Annotated in this window: 12 protein-coding genes and 3 pseudogenes; 1 reads left to right on the top strand and 14 read right to left on the bottom strand. The window is 71.4% G+C overall.

Translation table 11 applies throughout. The annotated features are described in order from the left end of the window. Window positions 1–16: 16 nt before the first annotated feature. The 6 genes and pseudogenes from M6G65_RS28225 to M6G65_RS28200 all read right to left on the bottom strand — a co-directional run bounded on the left by M6G65_RS28225 (window position 17) and on the right by M6G65_RS28200 (window position 4,751). Window positions 17–508 carry a MerR family transcriptional regulator gene (locus M6G65_RS28225; RefSeq protein WP_238194588.1) on the bottom strand — a complete coding sequence of 164 codons (492 nt, stop codon included), beginning with the start codon at window positions 506–508 and terminating at the stop codon, window positions 17–19. Window positions 509–648: 140 nt separating this feature from the next. Next, window positions 649–970: pseudogene (locus M6G65_RS28220) on the bottom strand (integration host factor subunit alpha). Between the two features lie 167 nt (window positions 971–1,137). Continuing rightward, a pseudogene (locus tag M6G65_RS28215) lies at window positions 1,138–2,146 on the bottom strand (beta-ketoacyl-ACP synthase III). A gap of 104 nt (window positions 2,147–2,250) precedes the next feature. Continuing rightward, window positions 2,251–3,284 (bottom strand): annotated as a pseudogene (gene plsX / locus M6G65_RS28210) (phosphate acyltransferase PlsX). A gap of 379 nt (window positions 3,285–3,663) precedes the next feature. Next, window positions 3,664–4,179 (bottom strand): YceD family protein, encoded by a 516-nt coding sequence (locus M6G65_RS28205; protein WP_238194585.1) that lies wholly within the window; start codon window positions 4,177–4,179, stop codon window positions 3,664–3,666. Beyond that, on the bottom strand, window positions 4,176–4,751 hold the full coding sequence (locus M6G65_RS28200) for a ubiquinol-cytochrome C chaperone family protein (protein ID WP_238194929.1): 576 nt from the start codon (window positions 4,749–4,751) through the stop codon (window positions 4,176–4,178). Before M6G65_RS28200 ends, M6G65_RS28205 begins: the two co-directional genes overlap by 4 nt. 191 nt (window positions 4,752–4,942) lie before the next feature. Here M6G65_RS28200 and M6G65_RS28195 point away from each other — a divergent pair, with 191 nt between their 5' ends. Next, window positions 4,943–5,440, top strand: coding sequence for an outer membrane protein assembly factor BamE (locus M6G65_RS28195; RefSeq protein ID WP_238194584.1), 498 nt, complete (start codon window positions 4,943–4,945; stop codon window positions 5,438–5,440). Here M6G65_RS28195 and M6G65_RS28190 read toward each other — a convergent pair. The 8 genes from M6G65_RS28190 to M6G65_RS28155 form a co-directional block, all read right to left on the bottom strand. Next, window positions 5,377–6,060 (bottom strand): HAD hydrolase-like protein, encoded by a 684-nt coding sequence (locus M6G65_RS28190; RefSeq protein ID WP_250104302.1) that lies wholly within the window; start codon window positions 6,058–6,060, stop codon window positions 5,377–5,379. The two genes, M6G65_RS28195 and M6G65_RS28190, sit on opposite strands and share 64 nt — an antisense overlap. A 33-nt stretch (window positions 6,061–6,093) precedes the next feature. Continuing rightward, window positions 6,094–8,007 (bottom strand): PAS domain S-box protein, encoded by a 1,914-nt coding sequence (locus M6G65_RS28185; RefSeq protein ID WP_250103153.1) that lies wholly within the window; start codon window positions 8,005–8,007, stop codon window positions 6,094–6,096. Window positions 8,008–8,109: 102 nt separating this feature from the next. After that, a complete protein-coding gene (locus M6G65_RS28180; protein WP_238194581.1) occupies window positions 8,110–9,201 on the bottom strand; it encodes an alkene reductase in 1,092 nt (363 codons plus the stop codon). Between the two features lie 195 nt (window positions 9,202–9,396). Continuing rightward, entirely contained in the window at window positions 9,397–11,541 is a 2,145-nt protein-coding gene (locus M6G65_RS28175; RefSeq protein WP_238194580.1) for a sodium-translocating pyrophosphatase, read from the bottom strand. A gap of 441 nt (window positions 11,542–11,982) precedes the next feature. Further along, window positions 11,983–12,978 (bottom strand): thiamine-phosphate kinase, encoded by a 996-nt coding sequence (thiL, locus tag M6G65_RS28170; RefSeq protein WP_238194579.1) that lies wholly within the window; start codon window positions 12,976–12,978, stop codon window positions 11,983–11,985. A 3-nt stretch (window positions 12,979–12,981) separates the two neighbouring features. Beyond that, window positions 12,982–13,596: a transcription antitermination factor NusB gene (gene nusB, locus M6G65_RS28165; RefSeq protein ID WP_238194578.1), complete on the bottom strand. Its 615-nt coding sequence runs from the start codon at window positions 13,594–13,596 to the stop codon at window positions 12,982–12,984. An 11-nt stretch (window positions 13,597–13,607) separates the two neighbouring features. Further along, window positions 13,608–14,102, bottom strand: coding sequence for a 6,7-dimethyl-8-ribityllumazine synthase (gene ribH / locus M6G65_RS28160; protein ID WP_250103152.1), 495 nt, complete (start codon window positions 14,100–14,102; stop codon window positions 13,608–13,610). A gap of 157 nt (window positions 14,103–14,259) precedes the next feature. Then, entirely contained in the window at window positions 14,260–14,841 is a 582-nt protein-coding gene (locus tag M6G65_RS28155) for a carboxymuconolactone decarboxylase family protein (protein ID WP_238194576.1), read from the bottom strand. Between the last annotated feature and the right edge of the window lie 34 nt (window positions 14,842–14,875).

Below are 14,875 nucleotides of genomic sequence, written 5' to 3'. Positions count from 1 at the left end.
GGATCTGCGGTGCCGGTCAGATCTCCGCGCCGGACATCTCGCGCAGGCCGTCGAGCAGGGCGCGGCAGGCGCGCAGCTCCTCCAGGGCATCCGCCAGGGCCGAGCGTTCGGGAACCCCGAGCGGCTCGGCTCGGGCGCCCGCCTCGGACTCGGCCTCCGGAAACAGCGGTTCGGCCGGCACGGCCTCGCCGCGGCCCACCGCCTGGACGAAACGGATGCCGTTCTCCTTGATCACCCGCTGCGCCCCCGCGATCGTGTAGCGCCGCACGTGCAGGAGATGGCGGATGCCGGCGACGAGCTCGACATCCTGGGGGCGGTAGTAGCGCCGTCCCCCGGCCCGCTTCACGGGGCGGATCTGCCCGAAGCGGGTCTCCCAGAAGCGCAGCACGTGCTGAGGCACGTCGAGTTCCTCGGCGACCTCACTGATGGTGCGGAACGCGTGGGCGCTCTTCTCGCCGGTCCCGGCCGGCGGTTCGTCGGTCTGTTCGGCGGCGAGGGCTGGCGGCATGGCTGTCGTGCGGATCGCGTGGAGACGGCACGATCTTGCCGGCTCGCAGAGCCGTACTCAAGCCTGACCGGCGCAGGAATTCCGCCGCGCTCCGGGACGGGACCGCGCTCGCGACACGCCTTGCGCGGGCCCTTCCCGCCTCAATCGTCGTCGTGCCGGTCCGCACCGTTGAGGCCGTTGATCTTGGCCTTGAGCACGTTCGACGGCTTGAACACCATGACCTGGCGGGGCTCAATCGCGACCTCCACCCCGGTCTTGGGATTGCGGCCGACGCGCTTGCCCTTGCTGCGCACCACGAAGGAGCCGAAGGAGGACAGCTTCACCGTCTCGCCGCTCGCCAGTGCAGGTGCAGATCTCCGACAGCACGGTCTCGGCGAGGGCGGCCGACTCGGTCCGCGACAGGCCCACCTGGTGGTAGACGGCCTCGCTCAAGTCGGCGCGCGTCACCGTCTTGCCTGCCATGCCGTGTCCCCTCGCCCGCATCGCTCGCCCCATGGCGCAGGGCGCAGCACCCATGGCCGCACCGAACGCTGAAGGCGTATCCCTATGATCCGGCACGCTAATCGGCGCTCCGCCCCCGGTCAACCGCGCCGGCGCACCGAATTGTTTCGGGCGTGTCTCCGGACGCGTCACCAGCGGATCAGCGCGGCCCCCCAGCTGAAGCCGCCGCCGATCGCCTCGATCATCACCAGGTCGCCCGCGCGGATGCGCCCGTCCCGGCGCGCCACGTCGAGGGCCAGCGGGATCGAGGCCGCCGAGGTATTGCCGTGGCGGTCCACGGTCAGCACGATCTTTTCCCGCGCGATGGCGAGCTTGTCGGCCGAGGCCTCGATGATCCGGCGGTTGGCTTGGTGGGGCACGAACCAGTCGAGTTCGTCTGCGGTAACGCCGGCCTGCGCGAAGGCCTCGACGATCACGTCGGTGACCTGCCCGACGGCGAACCGGAACACGTCGCGGCCCTCCATGCGCAGGCGCCCGGTGGTGCCGGTCGAACCGGGCCCGCCGTCGACGTAGAGCTTCTCGCGGTGCCGCCCGTCCGAGCGCAGGCTGGTGCTCAGGACCCCGCGGCCGTCCGCGTCCTCCTGCGCCTCCAGCACGACCGCCCCGGCTCCGTCGCCGAACAGGACGCAGGTGGTGCGGTCCTCCCAATCGACGATTCTGCGAGAAGGTCTCGGCGCCGATCACCAGCGCCCGGCGGGCCGACCCGGTGGTCAGGAACTTGTCGGCGGTCGAGACCGCGAACACGAAGCCGGCGCAGACGGCCTGCAGATCGAAGGCGGCGCCCTGGTGGATGCCGAGCGCGGCCTGGATCTGGGTCGCGGTGGACGGGAAGGTGTGGTCCGGCGTCGAGGTCGCGCAGATGACGAGGTCGATGTCGTCCGCCGTCAGGCCGGCATCGTCCAGGGCGGCCCGGGCGGCCCGGGTGCCGAGCACCGAGGTGGTCTCGTCGGAATCCGCGATGTGCCGCTGGCGGATGCCGGTCCGCTGGACGATCCACTCGTCCGAGGTGTCCACCTGCTCGGCCAGGGCGGCGTTGGTCACCACGCGTGCGGGCAGGCACGATCCGGTTCCGACCACCACCGAGCGCAGGGCTGGGACGCGCCGATTCTGCTCGGGGTCTGTACGGAGGGTTGCCATCATTGTCCTTCCCGGGCAGCGCGGGTTCACACCCTTCCGGTGTGTCGCCGCGGGCGCCCGATTTCCATCCTGTCCGCCAATAGGCCCAGGCCGGCACCGGCCGCTCAGGCCGGCGCCAGGGCCGCCGTCTGGTCGAGCCTCTCGCGGATCGTGCGGATCATGTCGTGACGCGCCATGTCGTGCGCCAGATCGATGGCGGCCGCGAAGCCCTGCGCGTTCTCAGAGCCGTGGCTCTTGATGACGATGCCCTCCAGGCCGAGGAACACGCCGCCATTGGCCCGGCTCGGGTTCATCTTGTCGCGCAGGGCGCGGAACGCCTGCCGGGCGAAGAGGGCGCCGATCTTGGCCGCCAGCGTCCGCGTCATGGCCGCGCGGAGATAGCTGCCGATCTGCTTGGCCGTGCCCTCGGCGGTCTTGAGGGCGATGTTGCCGGTGAAGCCCTCGGTCACGACCACGTCGACCGTGCCCCGGCCGAGATCCGTGCCCTCGACGAAGCCGTGATAGCTGAGGCCGGGGCTCTCCATCTCGCGCAGGATCCGGGCGGCCTCCTTGACGGCCTCGTTGCCCTTCATCTCCTCGGTGCCGACGTTGAGCAGGCCGACGGTCGGCCGGTCGAGGTCGAACACGATGCGGGCCATGGCCGAGCCCATCACGGCCATCTCGACGAGGTGCTCGGCATCCGTCCCGATGGTGGCGCCGACATCCAGCACGATGCTCTCGCCGCGCACGGTCGGCCACAGGCACGCGATGGCCGGGCGCTCGATGCCCGACATGGTCTTCAGGCAGATCTTCGACATCGCCATCAGGGCGCCGGTGTTGCCGGCCGAGACGCAGGCATCCGCCTGACCGTCGCGCACCGCCTGGATCGCCTGCCACATGGACGACTTGCCCCGGCCCTGGCGCACCGCCGGCTCGGCTTGTCGTCCATGGCGACGGCCACGGTGGTGTGGCGGATCTCGACGCAATCCTTGAGGCGGGGCTCCTTGGCGACCAGCGGTGCGATCACCGCCTCGTCGCCGAACATCAGGAAGGTGGTGCCGGGATGGCGCTCGCGGGCGAGGGCCGCGCCGGGCACGACCGTGGAGGGCCCGTGGTCGCCGCCCATGGCGTCGAGCGAGATGCACACGCGTTGAGACATGTCGTTCAGGCGGGTCGCGGGGTCTCGGCGGGAAAAGCGGTGGACAGGGACGAGATAGCCCCGTCGGGCGCGGCGGACCATAGCGATACCGGGCCGGCGGGCAAATGAATTCGGGCGGCACGCGCGAGGTCGCCGCCATGCGGTGGCATAATCGCTCGGGGCCCGGGACTGCCAGGACGGTCGGAACATCCCCCGTCATTCCTGGGCCGCACAGCGGAGCCCGGAATTTAGACGCGCTGTCGGCGCAAGATCTTGACGCGTCGGCGTGTCTGGATTCCGGGCTCGCCTACGGCGCCCCGGAATGACGGCGCGTCCGTGACGTCATGACTCCGCGCGGCGGGCAGGCGATCGTTGCCGCACGGTGCGCAGGTTTCGGACCTCAACCCTCGCCGTCGCGAAGCTTGCGCAGCCCGGCCAGGGGTCCCGCATCCTCGCCCACCACCACGGGCTCGAAGCTGATGCCGGGCTTGCGGGGATAGGGGTCCAGCCCCAGCGCCAGGAACTCCGCGGTGAGCGCGCCGAAATCGATGCGGCCGCCGACGAGCGGGTCGGGGATGTCGGCGTCCTCGGCATCGGTGCCGGCGAGCCGGTCGGTGTCGGTGAACACGACCTCGACCGGTTCGCGCACCGGGGCCTCGAACGGTTCGAGGCTGACGGTACAGACCTGCGTCACAAAGGCCTCCACGGTGCCTGTCACTGTGAGCCGGCTGGTCGAACCCTGGATCTCGAACCGCCCGACCAGGTCGCGGATGGCGGGGATCCCGAAATCGGTCGCGAGGGCCGCGCACTCGGCCGGGCTCGCCTCCACGGTGGCGGTACCGTGCCCCTGGGGCAGGCGCTCGACATTCACCCAGCGCGAGAGCGGGCCGCTGGCCTGGCTGCTGTCCCGGGTCATGCGCGGTCTCCTGCTCTGTCCTCGTTGGGTGCGAAAGCGGGCGCGAAGCCGTCCGGCTTCGGGAAGGGCGGCCCATCACCGAGCAGCCCGTCGAGGTCAACCGCGGCCAGAGCCGCGTCGACCGCCTGAACGTAGGCGGCGAGGCCCGTCCCGTCCCCCTCCCCGCCAAGCACGTTGCGGACGAGGGCCGCGCGCAGCGCCGCCGTGTCGCCCGCGTCGAGGGCGGCGTCGTAGCCCGTGGCCCGGCCGTAGAAGGCGGCGCCGAGCTTCTTCATCCGCTTGGACACGCCCATGTCGCCGACGCCCAGTTCGCGCAGGGACGCGTCGAGCTGGGTGAAGACCGAGTTCACGAGATCCTGCGCCACCTCGGCGGCCGGCGCCGGCAGTCGGCTCAGCCGGCGCAGGACCAGGATCGCGTGGAGGCACAGGGCCTCGAACCGGCCCTCGACGGTGTCGGGGACGCCGAGGCGCGTGTACAGGCCCGGCTGGCGCGCGGCCATGCTCAGGGCAAGGTGCAGCCCCTCGACGGCGCGGCGGCGCGCGTTTGCGCGGCGGAACAGCCCGGCGATCATGGGCACCCCAGAGCGAAAAATCGGACGGCGCCGCACCCGGCACGGATGTCGGCTGCCTGTGGCCAAGCTTGCCTTGTCAAAGCCATAACCCCGCGGTACGGCAACCTACGCCCAGGGCGCAAGCGCCGTCGGAATCCCGTGCCGGCGGCCTCGGTTGCGTCCCGTCCGTCCACACGCTCTCTGGGGGCCCGATGCGGCGCCGTCTCGTCCAGTCCTTCGCGCGCCTCGCCCTGCTCGGCCTTGCGGGAGCCGGCCTGTCCGGCTGCATCGGCGAGGAACTGCGCCACGGCTATCAGGTCGATCAGGCCGCGCTCGCCACGATCAAGCCCGGCATGGGCCCCGAGCAGGTGCTGCAGATCCTCGGCACGCCCTCGACGGTCTCCACGGTGGGCAACAAGTCCTGGTACTACATCTCCCAGAACACCCGCCGGACGATCATGTTCATGGGCGAGCAGGTCGAGGACCAGAAGGTGACGGCGGTCTACTTCACCCCCGGCTTCAAGGTCGAGCGCGTGGCGCTCTACGGCCTTCAGGACGGCCGGGTGTTCGACTTCATCGAGCGCACCACGCCGACGAGCGGCGCCGACCGGGCCTTCCTCAGCCAGCTGTTCCGCGGCCTGACCCGCTACGAGCCGTTCGGCAGCGGCAACGGCGCCAGCGTCGTGCCGGGCGCGAATCGCGGCCTCTGACCAACGGCGCCCGCCGCGAGGCGGGCGATCTCCGCGGGTTCTGAAAACACGTATTCGGGTCCGAGCGCCGCGAGCGCCCGCGGATCGGTGTAGCCCCAGGCCACGGCGCCGAACGGGCAGCCGAGGGCGCGGGCCGCCTCCAGATCCCGGATCTCGTCGCCGATGCAGAGCGCCCGGTCCGCGGCGATCCCGGTCCGCGCGAGCAGCGCCTTCAGCCGGCGCGCCTTGCCGAAGATCGAGGCCCCACAGGCATAGGCGTCGATGCGGGCCGCGTTGTCCGGCCCGAGCACGCGGCGGACGGCCTCCCGGCGGTTCGACGACAGGATCGCCAGCGGCACGCCCGCCTCGGCGATCTCGGCCAGCATCGCGGTGACGCCGGGGAACAGCGCGATCCGCGCGGCGTCGCGCGCGGCCAGGGCGTGCATGTGCCGGGCGATGAGCGGCAGCTTCCAGCGGGGGATGCCGAGATGGGCCACGATCGCCCGGGCGCCCTGCAGCCGCAGTTCCTCGACCTCATGCGCCTCGACGCGCCGGAACCGGTAGCGGTCGGCCACGCCGTTGAGGACCGAGCAGAACCAGTCGAAGCTGTCGGCCAGGGTGCCGTCGAAATCGAGGACGATGAGGCCGGCCCGCGCGCGGGCTCCCGGGCCATCTCAGGTCCGCAGGTTCTCGAGCGGGACGCTGAGGCGCAGCAGCAGCCCGCCCGGCGCCCAGTCGTGCTCCAGCACGCCGTCGAGCTGGCCGGCGACGCTGCGCTCGGCCAGCACCGTGCCGAAACCCTTGCGGGACGGCGCGCCGACGACCGGGGGACCGCCCGCCTCCTGCCAAGTCAGCGTGTAGCGGTCCGCTTCCCGGCGCCCCATTAGCGAGACCCCGCCCGCCTTGGTGGAGAGGCCGCCATACTTCATCGCGTTGGTCGCCTGCTCGTGCATGATCAGCGCGAGGGCGGTGGCGGTGCGCTCGCCGATCTCGGCATCGTCGCCGGAGATCGCCACCCGGGCGCGGCCGCCCTCCTCGTAGGCGGCCATGATCAGGCGCATGAGCCCCAGCACCGTCTGGCCCGCCACCGCGGGGGCGCTGTCGGGGGAGTGCGGCCGGACATATTCGTGCGCCCGCGCCAGGGCGCCGAGCCGGTCCCGGAAGGCGGCCGCGAAGGGCTTGGCGGCCGGATCGCTGCGCGCGGTCAGCGCGGCCAGCCCGCCGATCACCGCGAAGATGTTCTTGATCCGGTGCGACAGCTCGCGGATGAGCAGGTCGCGCGCCTCCTCGGCGCGCTTGGCCTCGCGCAGGTCGCGGGTAACGGTGGCGTAGCCGACCTCGGCTCCGGTCGGGTCGCGTACCGGGAAGATGTTGTACAGGACCGCCACCGGCTCGCCGGTGGCGAAGTGCCGGAACGCCAGCTCGCCCTCCCAGAAGCCGTTCCGGCGGACCGCCGGCATCACGGTCTCGGCCAGCACCCGGCGGCTGTCGTCCGTGAAGAAGTCGGGGATCCTGTGCCGGCGCGCGGCGGCGAGGTCGGGCAGCCCGACCAGGGCCAGGGCCGCCTCGTTGAGGTGGGTGATCTCGCCCTCGAGGGTGCAGAGGCCGATGAAGTCCTTCGACGTTTCCACGATGGCGGCGAGCTGGCGCGCCTCGGTCTCGGCGCGCTTCAGGTCGCCGATGTCGGTGCAGGTCCCAAACCAGCGCTCGATCCGCCCCTCCGCGTCGCGGATCGGCATGGCGCGGCCCAGCGTCCAGCGATAAGCGCCGTCGCGGTGGCGCAGACGGTACTCGATCTCGTAGGGCTCGCCGGTCTCCAGCGAGTGGCGCCAGCGTGTCCAGGCCCGCTCCTGATCCTCGGGATGGAACACGTCGTTCCAGCCCTCGCCATCGGTGGAACCGTAGGGCACGCCGGTGAACTCGTACCAGCGGTCGTTGTAATAGTCGTGGAACCCGTCCGGCTGCGTGGTCCAGACCATCTGGGGCATTGCCGCGGTCATCACCCGGAAGCGGCGCTCGCTCGCGGCGATCTCCGCCTCGCGGGCCGCGACCTGGGCGAGGGTCCGGCGGTGTTCCAGCAGGCTCGAGATCTGGCGCGCCAGGGCCATCAGCGTGGCGGTCTGCTCCGAATCGAGACCCTTCGGCCGGGCCGCCCGGTCGAGCACGCACAGGGCGCCGAGGGGGATGCCCTGCCCGCCTCGGATCACCGCGCCGGCGTAGAACCGGAACCCTTCCGGCCCGGTCACCAGCGGGTTCTCGACGGTCCGCGGATCGGTGGTGAGGTCCGGGATGACGAGCATCTCGCCCGCCTCGATCGTGTAGGCGCAGACCGAGCAGTTGATCGGGAGCTCGCGCTTGCCAAGCCCGACCTCGGACTTGAACCATTGCCGCTGGGCATCGACCAGGCTGACGAGGGCGACCGGCGCCCGGCAGACATAGGCGGCGACGCGCACGAGATCGTCGTAGAGCGGCTCGGGATCCGAATCGAGGATCGCGAGGTCGCGCAGTTCCGCGATCCGGGCCGCGGCGCTCCAGCGCCCGTCGGTCGGTTCGGAAGCCGCGAGCGCGTGAGGTGCCGGCACATCCATGGTCCCGCCCCCAAATAGGTGCGCGGACGGTGCCTGCCTAGGCACCGCCGCGCAACGCCGCCACGCTTATTGTGGGCGCGGCGGATCGAGGCTGAGGGCGCCTTAGGCGGCGCGGGCCTCGCCCAGGGTCGGGTAGTCGATGTAGCCTTCCGGGCCCTGGCTGTACCACGTCGCGGCGTTGTCCTTGTTGAGCGGCGCGCCCTTGGCGATCCGCTCGACCAGGTCCGGATTGGCGATGTAGGTCCGGCCGAACGCGATGGCGTCGGCCTCGCCGGCATCCAGCACCTTCTGTCCGCTGATGCCGTCGTAATCGGCGTTGAGGATCATCGGGTTGCGGAACACGCGCCGCATCGCCGGGGCGATCGGCGGGTGGTCGGCCTTGCCGAAGGTGCCGTCCGGGCCCGGCTCGCGCATCTCCAGGAAGGCGATGCCGATATCGGCCAGCGCCTGCGCGGCGGCCACGAACAGCGGCTCGGGATTCGAATCGTTGCAGCCCTGGATCGCGCCGTTCGGCGAGAGGCGCACGCCGGTGCGCTCAGGTCCTGCGACCTTGGCGACCACCTCGGTGACCTCGCGCAGCAGCCGCACCCGGTTCTCGATGGAGCCGCCGTACTGGTCAGTGCGGTGGTTGGTGCCGTCGCGCAGGAACTCGTCGATCAGGTAGCCGTTCGCCGCGTGGATCTGCACGCCGTCGAAGCCCGCGGCCAGGGCGTTGGCGGTGGCGCGCTCGTAATCGGCGAGCAGGCGCGGGATCTCGGCGAGTTCCAGGGCGCGGGCCTCACCGTAGGGCTTTTTGCCGGAATAGGTGTGGGCCTGGTCGGGCGCCGTGGTGGCCGAGGACGAGACCGGCTTGGCGCCGCCGAGGAAGTCCGGGTGGACCATCCGGCCCATATGCCAGATCTGGCAGACGATCTTGCCGCCCTTGTCGTGGACCGCCTTCACGATCGGCCGCCAGGCATCAACCTGGGCATCGGACCAGATGCCGGGCGCGAACGGCCAGCCCAGCCCCTCCTGGGTGATGCCGGTGGCCTCGGTGAGGATCAGGCCGGCGCCGGCGCGCTGGGCGTAATACTCGGCCATGATCGGGGTCGGCACGTGCTCGCGGGTGCCGCGGCCCCGGGTGAGCGGGGCCATGAAGATCCGGTTCTTCGCCTCGATGGCGCCGATGCGGATCGGGTCGAGCAGGGATGGCATGGATGACCTCGTGCTGGTGCGACCTGGGGGCCGCATCCGGTTTGTTCCCGCGCCGAGGTGGCGCTGCGGCGCGGCGATGCCAAGGTGCAGCGCAACCGGAACGACGGCGACGTGCGGGGGCACACATGGCAAAATGCAGAGGGCCGGGCTCCCTCGGAGCCCGGCCCTCGCCGTGCGTCAGGGTCTCGGCAGCCCTTAACTGTGCGCTAGCACCGCCAGCAGCAGCAGGGCGATGATGTTGGTGATCTTGATCGCCGGGTTCACCGCGGGGCCGGCGGTGTCCTTGTAGGGGTCGCCGACCGTATCGCCGGTCACCGCCGCCTTGTGGGCCTCCGAGCCCTTGCCGCCGTGATGGCCGTCCTCGATGTACTTCTTGGCGTTGTCCCAGGCACCGCCGCCCGAGGTCATCGAGATCGCCACGTAGAGGCCGGTGAGGATCACGCCGAGCAGGCTCGCGCCCACCGTGGCGAAGGCCTGGCTCTTGCCGGCGATGAGCTGGATCACGAAGAACAGCACCACCGGCGACAGCACCGGCAGCAGCGACGGGACGATCATCTCCTTGATCGCCGCGCGGGTCAGCATGTCGACCGCCCGGCCGTAATCGGGCCGGTCCGTGCCCTGCATGATCCCGGGCTTCTCCCGGAACTGGCGGCGGACCTCCTCCACGACCGCGCCCGCCGCGCGCCCGACCGCCGTCATGGCGATGCCGGCGAACAGGAACGGGATCAGGCCGCCGAGCAGCAGGCCCACCACCACGTAGGGGTTGGACAGGGAGAAATCGACGCTGACGCCCTGGAAGAAGCGGTACTGCGTCGGGCTCGCATTGGCGATGAAGTAGTTCAGGTCCGACGTGTAGGCGGCGAACAGCACCAGCGCGCCGAGGCCGGCCGAGCCGATCGCGTAGCCCTTGGTGACCGCCTTGGTGGTATTGCCGACCGCGTCGAGGGCGTCGGTCGACTTGCGCACGTCGGAGGGCAGGCCCGCCATCTCGGCGATGCCGCCGGCATTGTCGGTGACCGGTCCGAAGGCGTCGAGCGCCACGATGAAGCCGGCCAGCGCCAGCATCGCGGTCACCGCGATGGCGATGCCGAACAGGCCTGCGAGCGCGTAGGTGCTGATGATGCCGCCCACGATCACCAGGGCGGGAAGGGCCGTGGATTCGAGGGAGATCGCCAGCCCCTGGATCACGTTGGTGCCATGGCCAGTGACCGAGGCGGTGGCGATCGACTTCACCGGGCGGAAATTGGTGCCGGTGTAGTACTCGGTGATCACCACGATCAGCGCCGTGATGGCGAGCCCGATCACCGCGCAGCCGAACAGGGCGGCCGAGGTGAAGGTGACGCCCGTCGAGGTGGTGAAGGACGTGGCGAAGCCGCCGAGCAGCGTCATGTTGACGAGGGCGATGGCCGCGACCGAGAGCACGCCCGCGGCGATCAGGCCCTTGTAGAGGGCGCCCATGATCGACTGGTTGGCCCCGAGCCGCACCGCGAAGGTCCCGGCGATCGACGTGACGATGCAGGCCGCGCCGATGGCCAGCGGGTAGAGCATCATCGGCTCCAGCACGTCCCGGCCGCTGCCGGTGGGGCCGGAGAAGAAGATCGCCGCCAGCACCATGGTGGCGACGATCGTGACCGCGTAGGTCTCGAACAGGTCGGCCGCCATGCCGGCGCAGTCGCCGACATTGTCGCCGACGTTGTCGGCGATGGTGGCGGGGTTGCGCGGATCGTCCTCCGGGATTCCGGCCTCGACCTTGCCGACGAGGTCGCCGCCGACATCCGCTCCCTTGGTGAAGATGCCGCCGCCGAGGCGGGCGAAGATCGAGATCAGCGAGGCGCCGAAGCCCAGGGCCACCAGCGCGTCGATCACCTCGCGGCTCGACGGGTCGAGATGGGCGCCGCGGGTGAGATAGAGGTAGTAGAGGGCGACCCCGAGCAGCGCGAGGCCGGCGACCAGCATGCCGGTCACCGCGCCGGACTTGAAGGCCATGTCGAGGCCCCCGCCCAGCGAGGTCGAGGCCGCCTGGGCGGTGCGGACGTTGGCCCGGACCGAGACGTTCATGCCGATGAAGCCCGCCGCGCCCGAGAGCACGGCGCCGATCAGGAAGCCGATGGCGACCTTAATCCCGAGGAACACGGCGAGCAGCACGAACAGCACCACGCCGACGATGCCGATGGTCGTGTATTGCCGCCGCAGATAGGCCTGCGCGCCCTCCGCGATGGCCGCGGCGATCTCCTGCATGCGCTGAGTGCCGGCGTCGCGCCGCATCAAGTCGAGAATCGTGACGATGCCGTAGGCGACGGCGCAGAGCCCGCCCGCGATGATCAGAACCAAGGGAATCATTCGACCGTCCTTGTTATTATCGTGCCTGGCGTGGGCTTGTGCTTGTCGAGCTTGACCGCCGCGAGACGGCCATGGGACGCGGTGCTCGGATTCGGGGCTTTCCTTCCCAAAACAAGGCCTTGATTGCCAAACTTCGCTGGAGAGCGCAAACGCCGAGTTGAAGATGTTTGCAGCGCGGCGCGCGAATGCTGCATTGCGAGAGCGTTAAGCCGGCGCATTATTATGCAGGATCCGGATCCGACGGCCCTGGGCTGAGCCGATCACGGGCGATGCAGGGGGACGGGGATTCCGGCGGTCGACACGGGCGCGAGCGCCCTCCCCGCCGAGCGAGGAAGGGCGCCGTGCCCGACCTTCCACTTTCCGGTGGAGATCCTCCGGCGGCTTTCGCCTTCCCTCATCGCGCGGAGACGACCATGCCGGAGCGATCGACCGGAAACCGTCTCAGAAGTGGCTGAACGAGCCCGCGGCGAACACACGCGCCGCGCCATCGTCCATCGCGAAACGGGGCGGCCCGTCGCCAGCGGTGACGGTGCCGATGGCCGTGAGCGGAATGCCGCCCTCCGCCACCTCGGCTCGGAAGGCGTCGAGCTGTTCCGGCGCCACCGTGCAGAGGATCTCGTAATCGTCGCCGCCGGTCAGGATCGTGTCGATCAGGCCGGGCTCGGCCGCGAGAGCGCGCCGGGCCGGTTGCGAGAGCGGCACGGCGGCTCCGTCGATCCGGGCGCTCCGGCCCGCGCCGAGCATCTTGGCGAGATCACCCGCCAGCCCGTCCGAGACGTCCATCGCCGCGGAGGCGTGGCGGCGGACGGCCGGAGCCGCCGCGAGGCGCGGCCGCGGGTGCAGGTAGCGGTCGGCCAAGAAGGCCCGCAACGCCGGATCGAGCCCCGCCGACCAGGGTGCCTCCGGCTCCAGGCGCAGCCGCAGGCCGAGCGCCGCGTCGCCGATCGTGCCGGTGACGCAGATCCGGTCGCCGACCCGGGCGGTGTGGCGCCGGACGATCCCGCCGGTCGGCACCTCGCCCATCATCGTCACGCCGATCAGCGCCGGCCCGCCGGAGCGCACCGTGTCGCCGCCGAGGAGCGGACAGCCGGTCTCCGCCGCCGCCGCGCCGAGTCCGCCCGCGAAACCGGCGAGCCACGCCTCCGTCCAGTCGTCGGGCAGGGCCAGCGTCAGCAGGAAGCCGCGCGGGATCGCCCCCTTGGCGGCGATGTCGGACAGGTTCACGCCGAGCGCCTTGCGGGCGATGGAGGCCGGCGGGTCATCCGGGAAATAGTGGATCCCCACCACGACCGCGTCGGCGGTGAGGACAAGATCGTGGCCGGGGGCCGGCGTCAGGGTGGCGGCGTCGTCCCGGAGCCCGTCGGCGCCCGGCCCGGCCAGCGGCGCGAAGTACCGGGCGATCAGCCCGTCCTCGGAGATGCGGGACGGGCCGGCCACGGGTCAGGCCTTGTTGGCGGAGGTCTTCGCGGAGCCGGACTTGCCGGAGAGCGGCTTCGACGAGCCCGGCTTGCTCGAAGCCTTGGCGGCCCCGACCTCGCCCGGCCGGACTTCCCGGGCGAGCCGGTCGAGCACAGCGTTCACGAGGCCCGGCTCGTCGGCCGTGTAGAAGCTGTGGGCCACGTCGACATAGGCCGAGATCGCCGCTCCCACCGGCACGTCGGGCCGGAACATCAGCTCGTAGGCGCCGGCCCGCAGGATCGCCCGCAGTACGATCTCGATGCGCCGCAGCGGCCAGCCCTGGGCGAGCGCCTGATCGAGCTTCGGGTCGATCGCACGCTGCTCCTCGACGGTGCCGCGCAGGAGGTCGCGGAAGAAGGCGGTCTCGGCCTTCGGATGCGCGATCCCATCGACTTCCTGGCCGATCCAGAAGGCCTCGAACTCCGCGAGCGCGTCGAGGACGCCCTTGCCCGAGATGTCCATCTCGTAGAGCGCCTGCACCACGGCGAGGCGGGCGCCGCTGCGCAGGCTGATCTTGGCGGTGCCGGCGTTGCTGCCGGCCGTCGTCTCGGCGGACGCGGCGCCGTTCTCCGGCTGGGTATCGGGTGTCCCGGTCATGGGGGTATCCATCATCGCGGGCGGGCGGCTTCGGCCGCGCGCTTGAGGGCGAGCACGCCGAGCGCCGCCTCGGCCGCGCCGCCGCCCTTGTTCATCTCGGCGACCCGGGCGCGGGCGAGCGCCTGCGCCTCGGTCTCGACGGTGAGGATGCCGTTGCCCAGCGGCACGCGGCGGTCGACCGAGAGGTCCATCAGCGCGCGGGCGCTCTCGCCGGCGACGATGTCGTAATGGCCCGTCTCGCCGCGGATCACGCAGCCGAGCGCCACCACGGCGTCGTAGGCACCCGTTTCGAGGAGGATCGCCACCGTGGCGGGGATCTCGAGGGCGCCCGGAACCGTCACCACGGTCGCCTGCGCGCGGGCCGCCTCGATCGCCGCCAGGGCGCCGGCGAGCAGTTCGTCGGCGATCGCGTCGTAGTAGCGCGCCTCGGCGACGAGGATCCGGGCGCCCGCCAGCGCCGGATCGGTGGGCTTGGGCGCCGAATCGGCGCGGGTGTGGGCGACCATGGCTCTCGTCCGGCCGGGTTTTCGGGGGCTGGCGGACCGCACGATGGGCGCCCGCATGGGGGAGGACGGTTAGACCGAAGCGGCCGGCGCCACAAGCGGTGCGGGCCACGGGTGGGGAATGCGGTCCGCAGGGGCGCCGCGACGGCGTCCCCCAACCCTACCCTACCAGCGGCGGCAGCGGCGCGGATGTCCCCTCCGGAATCGCCGTCCGGGCGACGTTCATGGTCATGGCGAGCAGCGCGTAGTAGCCGTTGATGCCGGTGAGATCGATCGCCCCCTGCTCGCCGAAGCGCCCGACCACGGCCGCGTAGGTCGCGTCGCTCACCGCGCGGTTGCGCGTCAGCTCGGTCGAGAACGCGTAGGCCAAGGCCTCGTCGGCGCTCATCGTGTCGGGGCGGCGTCCCTCGGCCAGGGCCTGCGCGGTCTCGGGCGCGACGCCGGCCTTCACGGCGATCGGGTGGTGGATGGCCCATTCCACCGGCTGGCTCCACTCCCGGGCCACGATCAGGATCGCGAACTCGCTGATGCGCAGCGGCAGGACGCTGCCGTAGCGCAGGTAGAGCCCCATCCGGCTCGCGCAGAGCATCAGCTCGGGGCTGCGCAGCAGCGGCACGAACGGCCCGAAGACCGGAACGCCGCGCTCGGCCTCGAACACCGCCGCGGCGGCGGCCTGCGCCTCCGTGAGGCGGTCGGCCGGGATCGCCGGCATGCGCTCCGCGCTGGTCTTGTCGCTGGCCATGCGTTTCCCCTCCCCTGCATCGTGCCCGGCACGC

Origin of the sequence: Methylobacterium tardum (genome assembly GCF_023546765.1) — a bacterium.
GTDB lineage: Bacteria > Pseudomonadota > Alphaproteobacteria > Rhizobiales > Beijerinckiaceae > Methylobacterium > Methylobacterium tardum.
This window is presented reverse-complemented; position numbering and strand designations above follow the sequence as displayed.

What these genes read in the sequence shown, in the direction of transcription:
- M6G65_RS28155 (WP_238194576.1), bottom strand. Translation starts at nt 14,841, where the DNA reads ATGGCCAGCGACAAGACCAGCGCGGAGCGCATGCCGGCGATCCCGGCC.
- M6G65_RS28200 (WP_238194929.1), bottom strand. Translation starts at nt 4,751, where the DNA reads ATGATCGCCGGGCTGTTCCGCCGCGCAAACGCGCGCCGCCGCGCCGTC.
- M6G65_RS28195 (WP_238194584.1), top strand. Translation starts at nt 4,943, where the DNA reads ATGCGGCGCCGTCTCGTCCAGTCCTTCGCGCGCCTCGCCCTGCTCGGC.
- M6G65_RS28180 (WP_238194581.1), bottom strand. Translation starts at nt 9,201, where the DNA reads ATGCCATCCCTGCTCGACCCGATCCGCATCGGCGCCATCGAGGCGAAG.
- M6G65_RS28175 (WP_238194580.1), bottom strand. Translation starts at nt 11,541, where the DNA reads ATGATTCCCTTGGTTCTGATCATCGCGGGCGGGCTCTGCGCCGTCGCC.
- M6G65_RS28185 (WP_250103153.1), bottom strand. Translation starts at nt 8,007, where the DNA reads ATGGATGTGCCGGCACCTCACGCGCTCGCGGCTTCCGAACCGACCGAC.
- M6G65_RS28225 (WP_238194588.1), bottom strand. Translation starts at nt 508, where the DNA reads ATGCCGCCAGCCCTCGCCGCCGAACAGACCGACGAACCGCCGGCCGGG.
- ribH (WP_250103152.1), bottom strand. Translation starts at nt 14,102, where the DNA reads ATGGTCGCCCACACCCGCGCCGATTCGGCGCCCAAGCCCACCGATCCG.
- M6G65_RS28205 (WP_238194585.1), bottom strand. Translation starts at nt 4,179, where the DNA reads ATGACCCGGGACAGCAGCCAGGCCAGCGGCCCGCTCTCGCGCTGGGTG.
- nusB (WP_238194578.1), bottom strand. Translation starts at nt 13,596, where the DNA reads ATGACCGGGACACCCGATACCCAGCCGGAGAACGGCGCCGCGTCCGCC.